This is a genomic window from Variovorax flavidus, from assembly GCF_030317145.1.
GTDB lineage: Bacteria > Pseudomonadota > Gammaproteobacteria > Burkholderiales > Burkholderiaceae_C > Variovorax > Variovorax flavidus.
The window spans coordinates 1404203-1420561 of the sequence record NZ_JASZYE010000001.1; the positions used below are offsets into that span (position 1 = coordinate 1404203).

General features: G+C 64.5%; 17 protein-coding genes and 1 tRNA gene. 9 read left to right on the forward strand and 9 right to left on the reverse strand.

All coding sequences use genetic code 11. The features are described from left to right. Positions 1 to 50: 50 nt before the first annotated feature. Positions 51 to 512 (reverse strand): nuclear transport factor 2 family protein, encoded by a 462-nt coding sequence (locus QTH90_RS06780; protein WP_286663731.1) that lies wholly within the window; start codon positions 510 to 512, stop codon positions 51 to 53. A gap of 361 nt (positions 513 to 873) precedes the next feature. Between QTH90_RS06780 and QTH90_RS06785 the strand changes: the two genes are divergently transcribed. The 7 genes from QTH90_RS06785 (at position 874) to QTH90_RS06815 (ending at position 6767) form a co-directional block, all read left to right on the forward strand. After that, positions 874 to 1665, forward strand: a complete 792-nt coding sequence (locus QTH90_RS06785; RefSeq protein WP_444814681.1) for a c-type cytochrome — start codon at positions 874 to 876, stop codon at positions 1663 to 1665. Between the two features lie 88 nt (positions 1666 to 1753). Next, positions 1754 to 2965 carry a c-type cytochrome gene (locus tag QTH90_RS06790; RefSeq protein ID WP_444814708.1) on the forward strand — a complete coding sequence of 404 codons (1212 nt, stop codon included), beginning with the start codon at positions 1754 to 1756 and terminating at the stop codon, positions 2963 to 2965. 16 nt (positions 2966 to 2981) lie between these two features. Then, entirely contained in the window at positions 2982 to 3155 is a 174-nt protein-coding gene (locus QTH90_RS06795) for a hypothetical protein (RefSeq protein ID WP_286663733.1), read from the forward strand. Next, positions 3152 to 3712, forward strand: a complete 561-nt coding sequence (locus tag QTH90_RS06800; RefSeq protein ID WP_286663734.1) for a cupredoxin domain-containing protein — start codon at positions 3152 to 3154, stop codon at positions 3710 to 3712. The genes QTH90_RS06795 and QTH90_RS06800 overlap by 4 nt, the downstream gene beginning before the upstream one ends. Continuing rightward, the gene (locus tag QTH90_RS06805; protein WP_286663735.1) at positions 3699 to 5318 is read left to right on the forward strand and encodes a cbb3-type cytochrome c oxidase subunit I; all 1620 of its coding nucleotides are present in this window, start codon (positions 3699 to 3701) and stop codon (positions 5316 to 5318) included. The genes QTH90_RS06800 and QTH90_RS06805 overlap by 14 nt, the downstream gene beginning before the upstream one ends. Continuing rightward, positions 5318 to 6142, forward strand: a complete 825-nt coding sequence (locus QTH90_RS06810; protein ID WP_286663736.1) for a c-type cytochrome — start codon at positions 5318 to 5320, stop codon at positions 6140 to 6142. The genes QTH90_RS06805 and QTH90_RS06810 overlap by 1 nt, the downstream gene beginning before the upstream one ends. A gap of 73 nt (positions 6143 to 6215) precedes the next feature. Continuing rightward, positions 6216 to 6767 (forward strand): RrF2 family transcriptional regulator, encoded by a 552-nt coding sequence (locus QTH90_RS06815; RefSeq protein ID WP_286663737.1) that lies wholly within the window; start codon positions 6216 to 6218, stop codon positions 6765 to 6767. Between the two features lie 48 nt (positions 6768 to 6815). On the opposite strand, the gene QTH90_RS06820 is transcribed toward QTH90_RS06815, so the two are convergent. Together QTH90_RS06820 and QTH90_RS06825 are read right to left on the reverse strand one after the other, a co-directional pair. Next, the gene (locus tag QTH90_RS06820) at positions 6816 to 8036 is read right to left on the reverse strand and encodes an NnrS family protein (protein WP_286663738.1); all 1221 of its coding nucleotides are present in this window, start codon (positions 8034 to 8036) and stop codon (positions 6816 to 6818) included. Continuing rightward, complete coding sequence (locus QTH90_RS06825) at positions 8029 to 8433, reverse strand: group III truncated hemoglobin (RefSeq protein ID WP_286664482.1); 405 nt, start codon at positions 8431 to 8433, stop codon at positions 8029 to 8031. Before QTH90_RS06825 ends, QTH90_RS06820 begins: the two co-directional genes overlap by 8 nt. Before the next feature lie 121 nt (positions 8434 to 8554). On the opposite strand from QTH90_RS06825, the gene QTH90_RS06830 reads away from it, so the two are divergent. Continuing rightward, positions 8555 to 8887: a cupin domain-containing protein gene (locus tag QTH90_RS06830; RefSeq protein ID WP_286663739.1), complete on the forward strand. Its 333-nt coding sequence runs from the start codon at positions 8555 to 8557 to the stop codon at positions 8885 to 8887. Positions 8888 to 9035: 148 nt separating this feature from the next. Here QTH90_RS06830 and QTH90_RS06835 read toward each other — a convergent pair whose 3' ends face one another. Then, a complete protein-coding gene (locus QTH90_RS06835; RefSeq protein ID WP_286664483.1) occupies positions 9036 to 10565 on the reverse strand; it encodes an FAD-dependent oxidoreductase in 1530 nt (509 codons plus the stop codon). 393 nt (positions 10566 to 10958) lie between these two features. Beyond that, positions 10959 to 11975, reverse strand: coding sequence for a LysR family transcriptional regulator (locus tag QTH90_RS06840; RefSeq protein WP_286663740.1), 1017 nt, complete (start codon positions 11973 to 11975; stop codon positions 10959 to 10961). 111 nt (positions 11976 to 12086) lie between these two features. On the opposite strand from QTH90_RS06840, the gene QTH90_RS06845 reads away from it, so the two are divergent. After that, positions 12087 to 12599: a YybH family protein gene (locus QTH90_RS06845; RefSeq protein WP_286663741.1), complete on the forward strand. Its 513-nt coding sequence runs from the start codon at positions 12087 to 12089 to the stop codon at positions 12597 to 12599. Positions 12600 to 12904: 305 nt separating this feature from the next. Here QTH90_RS06845 and QTH90_RS06850 read toward each other — a convergent pair. The 4 genes from QTH90_RS06850 to pheT all read right to left on the reverse strand — a co-directional run bounded on the left by QTH90_RS06850 (position 12905) and on the right by pheT (position 16341). Next, positions 12905 to 12981 (reverse strand) — tRNA-Pro (locus tag QTH90_RS06850). Between the two features lie 26 nt (positions 12982 to 13007). Further along, positions 13008 to 13472 (reverse strand): MerR family transcriptional regulator, encoded by a 465-nt coding sequence (locus tag QTH90_RS06855; protein WP_286663742.1) that lies wholly within the window; start codon positions 13470 to 13472, stop codon positions 13008 to 13010. A gap of 65 nt (positions 13473 to 13537) precedes the next feature. Beyond that, complete coding sequence (locus QTH90_RS06860; protein ID WP_286597761.1) at positions 13538 to 13909, reverse strand: integration host factor subunit alpha; 372 nt, start codon at positions 13907 to 13909, stop codon at positions 13538 to 13540. After that, complete coding sequence (gene pheT, locus QTH90_RS06865) at positions 13906 to 16341, reverse strand: phenylalanine--tRNA ligase subunit beta (RefSeq protein ID WP_286663743.1); 2436 nt, start codon at positions 16339 to 16341, stop codon at positions 13906 to 13908. The genes QTH90_RS06860 and pheT overlap by 4 nt, the downstream gene beginning before the upstream one ends. Positions 16342 to 16359: the final 18 nt, after the last annotated feature.

Below are 16359 nucleotides of genomic sequence, written 5' to 3' on the forward strand. Positions count from 1 at the left end.
ATGCAGAAAAACATGCCGCGATGCGTCGGCGGAGTCGTCAACGCTGGCGGTCACTCCTGCGGCGCCGCGTCCGGCGGTCGGCCCTCTGCGACCGCGCTTCGAAGCGTTCGAATCTCCGGCAGCGAATCACGCGGGCGGTTGTTGAGGATGATCAAGCGGACGACCCCGTCTGCGCGTGTCGAAAAATGAAAGGTCAAAGTCAGAACTCCCGGCAGTCCCGTCTTGTCGAATTCGCCGTCTACGTTCGCCGTGAGGATGACCTCGCCGAAGTGCTCGACGACCTTCACGACCTGCATGGTCATCTTGACGCCGACGATCTCGCGCTCAGCCCAGGTCCGGATCGCGTCCGCTCCCCAGAAGTCGCGCAACTGGTCGTTGACCAACGCCCCGGGCGCGAAGCAGCCGACCAATGCGTCGGCATCGAAGGCGTTCGTGGCTGCAACGAAGGCTGTGACCGGCAGCGGCAGGCCGCTCATCTGTGGATCCGGAATCTGCACGCGCAAGGAGGTCATGGGATCACTTTGTTCGATGCTTCCGGCACCATCATCGACGTACGCTGCACTGCGTGCACGTCAGAAGATGTCAAGCGTTGTTAAGACGCTCGGCCGCAACCGACCTCTCAGAGACTTCAGCGCGATGGCCCGCCATTGGTTCCGCAAGCTCACCGCCGTGGTCATCTCGGCGCACCTAGTGCTCGCGAAGTGGTCTGCCTAAACTTCTGGCCGTTCCGTGCCCGGCACGCAAACTCCGGAAAGTACTCATGTCGCCCACACAAGACTCCCCATCCAGTGTCCTGCCTACCGCCGGTGGCCAGGACCCGCGGCTTCCTGGGTGATTGGCAACTCGAGCAGCGGTTGGAACAAGAAGCGACCAATGCAAAACCTCGGGCTCGCTGAGCAGTGGGACAGAGGCGGCATCGCGTCGCCGCTCTGGCGCACTCACACTCACCTCCGGAATTTCGTCCGCCTCGCAGTGGCGGCGGCTTTGTGGCTGGTGCTTGGCGTCCCGAGCCACGCTGATGAAGCGGCGATGCCGTCTTTCAGCCGGCCCGACTCGATGGAGGCGCGCGTCCAAGGCTGCGTGACCTGCCACGGACAGAGTGGCCAAGGCACTCTCAACGCCTATTTCCCTCGCATCGCCGGCAAGCCGGCCGCCTACCTCTACAACCAGCTCGTGGCCTTCAGGGACGGCAAGCGCGCCTACCCGCCGATGAACTACCTCGTGGCCTATCTTCCGGATGCGTACCTGCGCGAGATCGCTGACTATTTCTCCAGGCAACACCCGGCGTTCGAGCCGAGCCAGCGCCCCGACGTGGAAGCCGCGGTCCTGATGCGCGGGTCCGCCATTGCCCTGACAGGCGATCTGAACCGCCAGATCCCGGCCTGCATCACCTGTCATGGTCCGGGCCTGACAGGTATGGAGCCGGGCATTCCCGGGCTTGTTGGCCTGCGTCCCGCCTATGTGGTGGCCCAGCTGACCCGCTGGCGCACCGGTGGACGCCATGCCGCGGCTCCTGATTGCATGAAGCGCATCGCGGATCGCCTCTCAGAACACGATGTCTATGCCGTCGCGACCTGGTTGTCGACTCAGCCGCTGCCGCACGATCCATCGCCCATGGCCGCGAACCTTCCGCGCATGCCCCTGGCTTGCGGAAGCCAGAAATAGAAACGAAATGAGATCACGCACGTTGCCCAAGCTGATCGCCTCTGCGGTGATCCTGCTCACGTTGGCTATGGGTGTCTGGCTCTACGTGATGCCAGGCGGTCTGCCGTACACCGCAAGGGGCGCGGCGCTCGATGCGTCAACGCAGGTGATCAATCGTGGCGAATACCTTGCACGCGCTGGCGACTGCATTGCCTGTCACACCGCACCTGGAGGGCAGCAGTTCGCCGGTGGCCGAGCGATGCCCACGCCCTTCGGCAATCTCTACGTGCCCAACATCACACCGGACGACCAGGCGGGGATCGGCCAGTGGAGTGCGGACGACTTCTATCGAATGATGCACACCGGTGTCTCGCGCGACGGCACGCTGCTTTACCCCGCGATGCCCTTCGCTTCCTACACCAAAGTCACTCGGGCTGATTGCGACGCCATCTTCGCCTACCTGCTCTCGGTTCCGCCCTCCAGGCAGCCCAACCGCCCGCACGAACTGCGCTTCCCCTACAACAACAGGGATCTCCTGCGTGGCTGGCGGGCGCTGTATTTCTCGCAAGGCGAATACGTACCGGAGCTCAAGCAGTCGGTGGAGTGGAACCGGGGGGCATACCTCGTCCAGGGCCTCGGGCATTGCGCGATGTGCCACACGGCCATCAACGCGCTCGGTGGCTCCAACACCTCCAAGGAATTCGAGGGCGGGATGATCCCCAACCAGAACTGGTATGCCCCCTCACTCACCTCGAACCGGGAAGCGGGCCTGGGCCATTGGAGCATCAAGGACATCACCGACCTCCTGCAGACCGGTGTCTCGCATCGCGCGACGGTCTACGGACCGATGGCCGAGGTGGTCTACGACAGCTTGCAGTACCTCACGGACGAGGACGTCAAGGCGATGGCCGTGTACCTCAAGACTCTGCCGCAGCGCGATTTCGCGCCCCCGCCCACAAGCAGCGCACGTCTGGTCGACCCGGGCGTGATGGAACTCGGCCGCAAGACTTTCGCGAAACAGTGCGCCATGTGTCATGGGGAGGAAGGCAAGGGCCTCCCACCGGCCTACCCGCCGCTGGCCGGCAACCAGTCCATCACCATGCCCTCCCCGGTGAACTCGATCCGCATGGTGCTCAACGGAGGCTACCCGCCGGGCACCCGGAAGAACCCGCGCCCGCATGGCATGCCACCCTTCTCCCACATCCTGAACGACCAGGAGGTGGCGGCTGTGGTCACGTACATCCGAGTGGCCTGGGACAACAGCGGTACCCCGGTGCAGCCAGCGCAAGTCAGCCCGCTGCGGCCGCTGATTCCCGAATGAAGACAAAGGAGTGCACATGCCCACACCCCACGCCGCCTTGCGGGAACCAACCGATGCCCAGATCGATGAGATCGTCCGCCAGGGCCCCTCGGGTGCGTTCGCGGTCGCGGGCATTGCCACGCTGCTCGTGGTCGCAATGTTCTTCGCCTTCTACCTCTTCGCCTACCTGCCCCGGGGTGCGGTCCAGTGAGCAGCGCCCGATCCGAAGCGCATCACGTCGCGGATGCCGCCGAGCGCCGATGGAGCAGGCTGGTCGCAGCGATCGTCCTGGTTCTGCTGGCGGTGATGGTCTTCACGGGCCTGCACTGGGCTGCCATGCCTCCCTCACGCGTCGAAACCGTGGATCCCCGCACGCTGCACATCCGGGGTGAGTTCGTCGAAGAGAACCTGGGTACCGAACTGGGTGCCGATGGCAAGGTGACCGTGCGCTTGATTGCCCAGCAGTACTCCTTCGAACCGCAGTGCCTCGTGCTGCCTGCCGGCATGCCAGTGACCTTCCGGGCCACGGCCACCGACGCCATCCACGGTTTCATCATCGGAACGACCAATGCCAATGTGATGCTGGTCCCGGGCTTCGTCGCTACCTTCACGACACGCTTCGAGCGCGCCGGAGAGCGACTGATGCCCTGCCACGAGTACTGCGGCACGGGCCACGAGGCCATGTGGGGCCGCGTACAGGTGCTGCCTGCGGACGAGTTCATCGCGAAGGCTCGCGCCAACGAAAGGCTGAACTGTGTACCAAGCTAGGCGCCTGGTCCTGGCCCACTTCGGGGTCGCGTTTGCGGTGTTCGTCGTCGCCATCATCCTGGGCGAGTGGCAGATGTTCGTCCGCAGTCCGCTGAGCGCCTGGATCAAAAATCCGGAGCTGTACTACCGCTCCGTCACCGCGCACGGTACCGCGATGGGCTACATCTTCCCTACCTTGGTGGCCATGGGCTTCGGCTACGCGATCTGCGAACTGGCTCTCAAGCAGCCGCTGGTGGGTCTGCGCTGGGCCTGGATCGGCTTCTGGCTCCTGATCGTCGGCGCCGTCATGGCCTCGATTCCCGTGGCCGCCGGCAAGGCTTCGGTCCTATACACCTTCTATCCGCCGTTGGTCGGCAGCCCCTTCTACTACTTGGGCGTCGTGTTGGTGGTGGTGGGCTCCTGGTTCTGGGTCGCGCTCATGTCCGTCAACCTGGCATCCTGGAAAAAGCTGAACCGCGGTGTCCCGGTGCCCCTGGCCATGTTCGGCAATGTGGCCGGCGCCTACCTGTGGGCCTGGACTTCCCTGGGCGCTGCGATCGAGATCCTGCTGCTGATCTTGCCCGCGGCCTTCGGTTGGAAGAACACTATCGATGCGGGCCTGTCGCGCGTCTTTTTCTCGTGGACGCTGCACGCAATCGTCTACTTCTGGCTGATGCCCAGCTACATCGCCTTCTACACGATCGTGCCGCGCGCCATCGGCAGCCGCCTGTACAGCGACACCATGGGGCGCATCGCCTTCGTGCTCTTCCTGGTTTTTTCCATGCCCATCGGCATGCATCACCTGTTCGCCGATCCACAGGTGGGCGGAGGGTTCAAGTTCCTGCACGCCGCTTTCACGGCACTGGTCGCGGTGCCTACTTTCCTGACCGTCTTCACCATCGTGGCTTCGGTGGAGCTCGCGGCGCGCCTGCGCGGCGGCAAGGGGCCGCTGGGGTGGGTCAAGGCCCTGCCGTGGCGCAATCCGATGATGCTGGCGGTCACGTTCTCCTTCGTGATGCTCGGCTTCGGCGGTGCGGGGGGCATCATCAACATGAGCTACCAACTCAACGAGACGGTGCACAACACGCAGTGGGTGACAGGCCACTTCCACCTGATCTTCGCGGGCGCGATCGTGATCATGTACTTCATGATCGCCTACGACCTGTGGCCGCAGCTGACCCGATGCCGGCCCCTCGCACAGGGCCCCATCAAGATCCAGCTGTGGCTCTGGTTCGTCGGGATGATGGTGTTGACGCTGCCCTGGCACTGGGTCGGCCTGCTGGGCATGCCACGGCGCATGTCGTATTTCGATTTCTCGGACTCCGCGTTGAGTTCGCAGGGCTGGACGCTGATCGCAGGCACACTGGGCGGTGCGATGCTGGTCGCATCAGCGATCCTGTTCGTGGCCATCCTCGCTCGCGCACGCAAGGCCAGGCAGGAGCCTGCTGCGTACGCCTTTGCGACGCCGGTCCACATGCCGGCCACCACCCCGCCCGCATTGAACGGCTTCGCGCTGTGGTTGGCCCTCATGATCGGACTCACGCTGGTGAACTACGGCTTTCCGATCGTGCAACTGGCCCGCCTCGAGCACACCTCGGTGCCCGTCATATCCATCGGAGGCAAATGATGGACGCACCCAAGGAACACCCGCGACGGCGCGATCCCTGGGTCCGGTGGAGCGCCTGCGGCGTTGGCGGGTTTGCGCTCGTCTCGCTGTTCCTCGGCTTCGTGCTGCTGCCCTCGGTGCAGCCCGACTTCACTGCCCGAGGGCTGTGGGACGGCATTTGCCGCGCGGCAGGCGTGCCCAGCAACTGGACCTCGGCGGCAACCTCCAAGCCCGCACGCAACGGAACGACTCTGGTCGTTCTCGGCCCGGAAATGGCATCCGCACGCGGGCGTGACTCCATCGGGCGCGGCGCCACCATCGCGGTGCAACTCTGCAGCATGTGCCATGGCGCGCAGGGCATGAGTGAAGCGAACGCCCCCAACCTTTCGGGGCAGTACCCCGAAGTCGTCATCAAGCAATTGCACGACTTCCAGCGAGGCGCGAGAACGAGCGCGATCATGCAATCTCTGGCGCACGGCTTGTCTGACCGTGACATTGACGATCTGGCGGCCTACTACGGCTCGTTGCCGAAAGCACGTGCACGGCCGGTCCTCGCCGGCGAGCAAGGCGCCCCGGCTCTGGTGAAGGTGGGCGATCCCCTGCGCAACATCGTTCCGTGCGTGTCCTGTCATGGCGGCATCGACCACAAGTTGGGCACGCCGAGGCTCGAGGGCATGCCGAAGGTGTACCTGCTCGAACAGCTTCACGCATTCAAGCGCGGTGAGCGGCGAAACGACAGCTTTGCCCAGATGCGCAATATGGTCCGGGTCATGTCGCCCGAGGAAATCGAAGTGGTCGCGGAGTTTTACGCCGGGCGGCCCGCCGGATCGCCCGCCGAGCAGTAGTCGCCGGGTGCGCGCGCAGCGTCGGACCGCCGCAACCGGTGGCAGGCCTAAAGCAATAGTTAAAATCGTTGTTATGCGCCTGACCCTCTTCACCGACTATTCGCTGCGTGTCCTGCTGGTTCTGGCCACCCGTACCGAATCGCTGGTCACCATTGCCGATCTCACCCAGGCCTATGGCATTTCGCAGGCGCACCTCATGAAAGTCACCCACATCCTGGGCAAGACCGGATGGGTTGAGACTGTGCGCGGGCGCAACGGGGGAATGAGGCTGGCGATGCATCCGGCCAAGATCAAGGTCGGGACGGTGGTCCGTCAACTCGAGAGCGACTTTGCCGTCGTCGAATGCTTCGGCGCCAACAATCAATGCGTTCTGACAGGTGGATGCGAGCTGGCGTCAATCCTTGCCCGTGCGACTCAGGCGTTCCTGGATGAACTGGATCGCTACAGTCTGGCGGACCTGGCCAACGCCAGTCCCGCGCTCCTTGGCCTCCCCTTATGGCAGGAGGTGACGTGGCAATCGAAGGTCAAGCATCCCACGGTTGCGATCGTGCCGGGCAAGACGGACGAGTCGTTGCGGCATTCGCCCCGCAACCTGCCGGCACGCAAGAAGGCGCGGGCGGTCTGAGTTGGGCCGTGCAACTTTTTTCCGCTGCGCGAGGTCGAGCATCTGCGTTCAGCGCGAAGTGCGTGACGCCGCGAACGCGCCGGCCCTGTCAGCGCGCGGACGGATCATCATCGGAACGAAGCGCCACAGGTAAAGCGCAAAGGCCAGCACCCACGCAGCGGCCGATGCATGCAGTGCACCGGACGTGATGGCCGTCGGCAGCAGCGCCGCCAGGCGCAGTACGGCAGCCAGGATCACCAGGGCAAAGCTGACCACCATGGCGTGGTCGGTCTGCAGCGGACGGCCCAGGTGGCCGAGCGCCGTGCGCGTCACCATGCCGATGATGAGCACCGAGAACCCTGCCACGCCGATGACATGCACGGGCCACGCGGCCCGCACGATCCAGCCCATGGCGTGCGCTGCGGCCACGAGCATTCCTGCACCGAGCGCCGCATAGCCCACGTAGAGGATCCAGAGCAGTGGCGTACGCCGCGTCGCCCACAACCGCCAGGCCGACACTTGATACAGCGCGATACAGCCCGCCACCGCCAGAGCAGCCGCCGTGAGCGCGGGAAACTGCAGCAGGCTGCCAAACACTGCAATCACGCCGGCGCCGATCTGCCATTGGCCGCTGCGGGTGTGCATCGGAATCGTCAGTCCCGGAATGGCGCGCATGGCAAAGAAAGGAATCACGCGCCGCGCCACCAACATTGCGATCACGGCCATGCACAGCAAGCCTGCGTTGAATCGCTGCAGCAGAAGAGCGTAGTCGCCTTGCAGCACTGCCAGGAGGTAGAGCGCGTCAGCCATGCCGAGTCCCAGCACGAGCAGTGGCAGGCCGTAGTTGCGGCGGTTGCGCGCACCAACGATGGTCCTTCCCAATGCGGCTGCCGCCCAAGCGAAGAAGGCGAGCTCGCTGCAGGCGGCGACCCAGAATGCCGGCGCGCCGGGCACCAGGTAGCCGATGCGCGCGGCCGACCACAGCGCGAGGAGGATGCCGAGGGGTGCTCCGCGCAACGGATTGACTCCGGTCCAGTTGCTCGCGGCTGTCAGCAAGAAACCTACGGCAATTGTCGCGATGAACGCCCAGAGCATCTCATGCGCGTGCCACAGAACGCCCGGCATGGTCGCCGCGAGAAGCTGCGGCGCGTACACCCAGAGCGCGATGGAGAAAGCGGCCCAGAAGCAGCCGGCCAGGTACAACGGTCGAAATCCGAGTTCAAGAAAAGCCTGCCATTGCGGCGACGTCCGCGTGCTTGCGGGTTCGGTGATGTGGAGCAGTTCAGTCATGCTGCAGGTCCGTTGGTGCAGTCAGCGGGCGGCGGCTCATCTGATAGCCGTACCAGAGACTTTGGGCGATGCGCTGCGCCAGGGCGTACGCGTACTCGCCCATGGCCTGATTGGGTTGTGCGCAGGCCTCCTCGCGAAACAGGCGCAGCCAGCGCTCGAACAACTCGGCGTTCAGTTCGGACAGAGCCACGTGCTTGGGCATTGGCGTGCCGTTGAAACGACGCGTGCCGCGCAAGATCGACGACCAGAAGTCAACCAACTTCGCGAGATGGTGCTCCCAGTCCTTGATATGAGCGTTGAAGATCGGCCCGAGCATCTCGTCTTGGCGCACCTTGATGTAGAAGCCATGCACCAGGTCTGCAATTTCCTGTTCGGTACAAAGGTCGGGCGAGCGCAAGTGCTTCTCCAGTGGTGTGGTCAAGGCCGAGCCATAAGATTACTATAAAATGAATCTTATACGCGGCAGATGGTCTTGCATAGCTTGTTGCGATCGTTCATCTCAACAAGAGGAGCACACCATGGCTTTGAAGCACGCGCGACTGCTGGAAGTGATCGATCTTCACGCTTCCGATGAAGAACGTGGCACGTCCATGAGCAGCAGCCTACTCAAGACCGATCGCCTGCAGTTGATGCAGGTGGTCCTCCCCGCGGGCGCAGGCCTGCCCGAGCATCACGTCGCCGGCGAGATCACGATCCAGTGCCTCGTTGGGGAAGCGAAAGTGGTCACGCCGCGGCAAACGTGCCAGCTTGCTGTCGGCCAGTTGGTGGCCCTTCCAGGAGGGGAACCGCACGCCGTGCAGGCGATTCGCGATTCCACGCTGCTGGTGACAGTGTTGCGCGAGAGTTCGTAAGGTCTGCAGAACAGGTACGAGCCTTGCGAGATCCAACGCTGCGATTGAAACCAGGAGCTAGTACGCGAACTTGCACAACCGATCGGGACTCGGCGCGCCCCGCCCTCGTCGGCGAGCATCCAGAGGGCGATTCACCTCAACGCTCTGATCAGATTGAAGCGGGCTGGCCCGGAGCCACTGTGTTCTCGAGCTCACGTTCGGCTCGCAGGCTGGCCAGGTCGCGCCCGATCGTCGCGACGGCGAGCACACGGCCGCCCTGACGGTAGCCCGCGCTACAGTCGCGCGCCGACGGCGATCCGTCGATCTCGATCGCATCCCAGCGTTCGGCATGACCCACGTACTGGATGGCCACGTCATAGTGCTGGCTCCAAAAGAACGGACTGATGTCGAAGAGTTGACGCCGCCCGAGCATGTTCATCGCGGCGACCTGGCCCTGCCGCTGCGCAAGCGCCCAATGCTCGACACGGATGCGTTCGCCCGAATGCGGATCGGGCCAGCGCGCGATGTCGCCGGCAGCGAAGATGCCCGGCGCGCTGGTCTGCAGATAGGCGTCGACGCTGACACCCCGGTCGACCGCGAGCCCGGCTTGCTCGGCCAGCGCGACCGACGGTCGCACGCCGACACCCGCGACGATCAGGTCGACCTCGATCACAGTGCCGTCGGCCAACGTGGCGCGCTTGCCATCCACGCGTGCCACCGTCGTGCCTAGATGAAAGGTCACGCCGTGCGACATGTGCAGGTCGCGCACGAACGCGCCAACCTCCGGACCGAGCACGCGCTGCATCGGCACGGCGTCGGGGGCCACGACGTGCACTTCAAGGCCGCGACCGCGCAGGGATGCCGCGACCTCGAGGCCAATGAAGCTCGCACCGATCACGAGTGCCGAACGGGCCGATGCTGCTCGCGCAACGATGGAACGACTATCGTCAAAGCTGCGCAGGCTCAGTATCTGGCCCTCCGCTGCGCCGGGTACCACGATCGGAACCGGATCGGCGCCGGTGGCGAGCAGCAGCGCCCCGAAAGAACATGCGGGGCCGCCGGCCACGCGCAGTCGGCGCGCCGCCACGTCGATCGCCTCGACGCGCGTGTTCAGCCGCAGGTCGATGCGCTGCTCCCGGTACCACTCGTCCGGCTTCAGCGGCATCCAGTCGGCCTGTGCGGTGCCGGCAAGGAAATCCTTCGACAGGTTGGGCCGGTCATACGGTGGGTCGACGTCGGCGCTGAGCATCGTGAGGCGGCCTTCGTAGCCTTCCCGCCGCAACTTCTCGGCGGCGGCCAAGCCGGCCCCGCCGCCACCGATGATGACCACATCGTCCAACGGTGCGTTCTTGCGCGAACGCGGTGCGGCAACGATTCGCTCGCGGGCGAACACCCGGCCGTCGACCTGCTCAGTGCGCCAACTGGGCAGGTCGTCGAGTGCCGGTGCGCACAGGGCCGAGCCATCGCGGATGTCGAACTGCGAGTGATGCATCGGGCAATGCAGCGCATGCCCGCAGATCAGGCCGTCGGCGAGCGCCGCGTGGTAGTGCGTGCACTGCGCTCCGATTGCGTAGAACGCGTCACCTTGGCGCAGCAGAAGCGCGTCTTCGCCGTCGATTTGCCCGGACAGGATCGCACCGTCGGCAATGTGTTCGAGCGGGACGCCAGCTTTCAGATCGGGTGAGTTGGTGTCGGTCATGGTCGTGGGTGGGGTTCGAGTGAGCCAGACGTCGAAGACTCGAGGGTTGCCCGCACAGTACTCGTGCAACGCGGGGTCTTCTTGTGTGCTCCATTCGCGTTCATCGATGCGGAGGACTTCGGTGGTGGAAGAAGCGCCTGCGAGCGAGTCGATCATAGGCAATCACGCCGGCTGACGGAAGACGCGTGCGGGGGCCCGCCGTGTTGCCGGGCGAGCACCAATCGCACGCTGGGCCTTGTCAAACCGAGGCTAGATTTGATCGATCCGCCGCGAGGCCGATTGCGCATCGCCGTCCATCGCCTGACCAACCGCCAGATGGCATTCTTGTTGCGGCGCAGCAGACGCCTTGCAGCTTGGGCGCCGCAGAGTACGCCCATGTCAAGCGGGTCCGCGCTAGGCGGGATCGGCGGGCCGTCGTGGTCGCGGCCGCAGCAACTTGGCCTTGCTTCGCCGCGTGTGCTCCCGTTCCACGGTGCCTGCTGTCCCAATCACACCAAAGAGCCACGCCAGTCCCTCGTCTTGCAACGCAACCTTGGGTGTAGCGGCTCGAATGCGGAAGCGATCCAGCCGTATTGGCGCCTCGACGGCAGCGATGCCGAATCGCGCTCCATGCATGGCGACGAATGCCCTCGGCAACGCAGCAATCAGATCCGTCTCGGCAATGACGGCCAGGGCAAACATGAAGTTCGGAACGGTCAGCGCGATGCGTCGCGAAAGGCCCTGCTCCGCCAGGTGCCGGTCGATGAAGCCGAAGGCATCTCCGGTATGCGACACGAGGAGGTGCTGCAAGGCGAAGAATCGGTCGACGGTCGGCTTGTCTGCGAACGAATGGCCGCCGCGCATCGCGATGACGAAGTCCTCTTCGTAAAGAACCCTCTGTGCGAAGCGCGCCGGGGCATCGTCGGTGGGGATGATGGCGATGTCCATCGCGCGTGCGTCCAGGTCGGCGAATGCGGCGCGCCATGCATGCTCTGGCGACGTTTCTGCTTGTGCGGGAAGCAACTGGCGTACGCTGATGTCGATGCCGGGGGCGCATTCGCGCAACACGGTCAGAAGCGGCGGCAGGAACACCGCCGAAGCCCCGTCAGGTGCGCCGATCGTGAAGCGACGCCTGGACGTCGCGGGATCGAACTTCTCCGCAGTGGAGATCACGCCTCTCACGCGTGCCAGAACGTCCCGGATGGGAGCGGCCAATTCCTCCGCTCGGGCCGTGGGCACCACGCCCTTCGGCGTCTTGAGAAAAAGCGGGTCGTTGAGCAGGCGGCGCAGCCTGCCGAGGCCATGGCTGATCGCCGACGGTGACAGGCTCAGTCGTTCCGCCGCTCGGCCGACGTGTTGAGTCTCCATGACCACTTCGAAGAGAACCAGCAGGTTCAGGTCGGCGCGTGCGAGATCAATCTCGTGCAGCATATTGCTGAAATCGTATCACTTGATTCAGCAGCTTGGCAGTGAGACCTTCTGGCGCCGAGAGACCACGGACGTTTTCCTTTCAACGAACGAACCCGCTCAGGAGCGACCCACATGCCAGTCACGCAACATCCAGAACTCGCCGCCGTAGTCGCCGAACTCATCCGCAAATCGGAGCAGGCAAACGCTGCCCTCATGCTCGGAGACATTCGCCAGTACCTCGAACTGATCACGCATTCGGACGACTACACGCTGATGTCCCCGTTCGGAGGAACGCCAACTCACGGCCCGCAGATCACGAGCAAGCGCTGGGAGGAAATCGGGCGCTTCTTCAAGAACGGCTCATTGACGCAGGAACTCGTGCAGTCATACGCCTCGACCGACATGGTGGTTCTCGCGACGATCGAACGGGCACACGTCGAAGTCGGCGGTTTGCCGGCCCAGGCGTGGTCGCTGCGCGTCACGTTGGTCTATCGCCGCGTGGGGAGCGGATGGCGTCTGGCGCATCGCCATGCCGACCCTCTCGGCAACGGCATCAGCCTCGAACAGGCGGCCGCGCTCGCCCGGGACCCGAAAGGTTGCACCGAGCCGGAGCATGCAAGCCGTGGCGCGGCACTGGACGGTTGAAACGGCCGGTTTTCGCATGGCATCGACCCGCGACACAGCGCAATCTGTAGCCCGAAGACAAACGGCACCCTGCGGTGCCGTTTGCTGCCTACAGTCGAACGCATGGCGTAATGCTGTTTCCCTGATCGTTGGCTTACCCGCAGGTGATAGCAAACGCCCGGTCAAGCCGGACGCGCGACACCATCATAAAAGACGGACGGAGTTGCTGGAGCAAGTTCGCGGGGGGCCGCGCAGCCGTCTTTGGTCTGTGAACGCCAAAAGCACAAGGGGTTAGCCCCTTGTGAGAGCTAACCCCTTGATTCTGTTGGTCGGTGTGAAAGGATTCGAACCTTCGACCCCTTGCACCCCATGCAAGTGCGCTACCAGGCTGCGCCACACACCGAAGCCCTCGATTATAGCCGCGTGAATTCAGTGACTTGTGGTGAGCAGCTCACGAATTTCATTCAGTTCGCGCCGAAGGTGGAGCAATTGCGACAGATCGACCGTGCGCACGGCCTGCGGCGGCGTTGCCTCCATGTCGTCCTGCACCGCCGCATCGAACTCTTCCTGGTCGATCTCGATGGCCTCCAGGCCTTCGAGCGGCACGTCGCCGGCCTTGCGACGATCGCGCTCGGACTGCACCAGTTCCTGAAGCTTGTTGCGCGCGCCGCTGATGGTGAACCCCTGGTCGTAGAGCAGGTCCCGGATGCGGCGGATCATGAGCACCTCGTGGTGCTGATAGTAGCGCCGGTTGCCGCGCCGCTTCATGGGGCGAAGTTGCGTGAACTCCTGCTCCCAGTAGCGCAGCACGTGCGGCTTGACGCCGCACAACTCCCCCACCTCACCGATCGTGAAGTAGCGTTTGACGGGAATCGGCGGGAGGGTTTTCTCCATTGAAATCAATACGGTGCAAGCGAAACCTCAGAGGTTACTCCACCCTCGCTTGCAGTACCAAGCACTTATTCGGAGCCGAGGCTCCATTCGACCTCTTGTGGCGCTTCTTCGGAGATGCTTCCGTGGATTTGTTCCTTGAGCTTGGCGCTCGCATGGAAGGTCGCCACCCGGCGCTCGCCGATCGGAATGGCTTCACCGGTGCGTGGATTGCGCCCCGGCCGCGGTGCCTTCACGCGGATCTGGAAGTTGCCGAAGCCCGAGATCTTGACGTCCGTGCCCTCGATCAGGCTGTTGGCGATCAGGTCGAAGAAGGCCTCGACCATGTCCTTCGACTCGCGCTTGTTCAAGCCGATCTGCTCGAACAGCAGATCGGCCAGATGCGCCTTGGTGAGCGCCGGCGTTTCGAGAGCCTCAAGCGTGAATTCCATGGCGTTCATGCCCGCATGCGCGCACCGAGCCGCGCACCGAGTTGTTCGATGATCGCGCGCACAGTCGCTTCGACCTGCTCATCGGTCAGCGTGGCGGCGTCGCTGTTGAAACTGAGGCGCACGGCCATGCTCTTCTCGCCTTGCGCGAGGCCGCCTGCGGCGACCGCACCATCGCGACCGACCGTCGGCCGGTAGATGTCGAAGAGCCCGACTTCGCGCAACAGGCTCGCACCCGATGCGGCGCGGATCGCCTGCATGAGTGCGTCGTGCGTGACCGTTTCAGCGACCACCACGGCGATGTCGCGTTCGACCGCCTGGTGCTTGGGCACCGGCTGCGCCACCGGCACCGGCCGGGCGGTGACGGCGTCCAGCTCAAGCTCGAACAGCACCGGCGCATGGGTGAAGTCCCATTTCTGCCGCCAGCGCGGATGCAGTTCGCCGACGACGCCGATCGCGCGACCATCGAGCAACACGCGTGCAGCGCGCCCCGGATGCAATGCGGGGTGCTCCACGGGCTCGAAAGTTGCCACGCGCGGCGCCAGCAGGGCCTCGACGTCACCCTTGATGTCGAAGAAATCGGTGCGTTGCGCCTTGCCTTCCCAACGAGCCTCGTCCGCATCGCCCCAGGCCAGACCGGCCACACGCATGGGCTGATGGATGCCCTTGACCGTGCTGTCGGTCGTGACCACCGAGTCGTCGCGAAGAAAGACACGGCCCAGCTCGAACACGCGGGCGCGCGGCGCCTTGCGGTCCAGATTGAACTTGAGCACCTGCATCAGCGAGCCGATCAGCGACGAACGCATCACGCTCATCTGGCTCGCGATCGGGTTCAACAGCTTGATCGGATTCGCATTGCCGGCGAGATCCTGTTCCCAATGGGCTTCGACGAAGCTGAAGTTGATCGTTTCCTGGTAGCCCAACGCGGCAAGGCGGTGGCGCACTGCGGCGTTGCCGCGCTGTGCCTCGGGCCGCACGCGCGCGGTGATCGGCGCCAGCGGCGGGGTGGTCGGCAGGTTGTTGTAGCCGATGAGCCGCGCGACCTCTTCGATGAGGTCCTCTTCGATCAGCAGATCGAAGCGATGCGGCGGAGGCGTCACGACCAGCGTCCCGTCGCCCTCCACGACCGGCAGCGCAAGACGGCGCAACGCGTCGGCACACTGGTCCTGCGTGAGCGGCATGCCGATCACACGCGCCGCGCGTGCGACGCGCAAGGTGACAGGCCTGGCTTCCGGCAGTTGCAGCATCTGGTCATCGATGGCTCCGGCCTCTCCGCCGCAGATGTCGATCACCAGCTGAGTGATGCGCTCGATGATCGCCACGGTGCGGCTGGGGTCGACGCCACGCTCGAAACGGTGCCCGGCGTCGGTCGAGAAATTGAAGCGGCGCGAACGCCCCTGGATGCTCTCGGGCCACCAGAAGGCAGCCTCGACGTAGATGTTGCGCGTGTCGTCGGACACCGCCGTCGCGTCGCCACCCATGATGCCGGCGAGCGATTCGACTTCGCGATCGTCGGCGATCACGCCGACCTTTTCGTCGACCGTGACCGTGTTGCCGTTGAGCAGCTTCAGCTGCTCGCCCGGCTTGCCCCAGCGCACCGCAAGTCCGCCATGGATCTTGTCGAGATCGAAGATGTGCGACGGCTGTCCGTACTCGAACATCACGTAGTTCGAGATGTCGACCAGCGGGGACACGCTGCGCTGGCCGCAACGGGCGAGGCGGTCGACCATCCATGCGGGTGTCGCGACCTTGGTGTCGACACCGCGCACGACGCGACCCGAAAAGCGGCCGCACAGCTCGGGCGCTTCAACCTTGACGGGCAGCTTGTCTTTCAGGACTGCTTCCACAGGTCTGTTCGCAGGCGTCTTGAGCGGCGCGCCGGTCAGCGCGGCCAGCTCGCGCGCGATGCCGTAGACGCTCAGTCCATGTGCCAGATTGGGCGTGAGCTTGAGCGTCAGCAAGGAATCGTCGAGCTTGAGGACCTCGCGAATGTCGGTGCCAATCGGCGCATCGGCCGCGAGTTCGAGCAACCCGCCGTGGTCCTCGCTGAGCTTGAGCTCTCGCGCCGAGCACAGCATGCCCTGGCTTTCGACACCGCGAAGCTTGCCTAGCTTGATCAGGAATGGCTTGCCGTCTTCGCCCGGCGGCAGTTCGGCGCCGACCAGCGCGACCGGAACCTTGATGCCGACACGCGCGTTGGGCGCGCCGCACACGATGTTCAGCAGGGCGCCCTGCCCCGCGTCGACCTGGCACACGCGCAGCCGATCGGCATTGGGATGCTGCTCGGCCTCCTTGATCTCGCCGACCACCACCTTGGCGAAAGGCGGCGCGACTGGCCGACGCTCTTCGACCTCGAAACCGCCCATCGTGAGCGTTTCGGCCAGTTCGGCGCTGCTGAGCTGCGGATCGCAGAATTCGCGCAACCAGGACTCGGGAAATTGCATCTCGTCGATCTCGTTCTA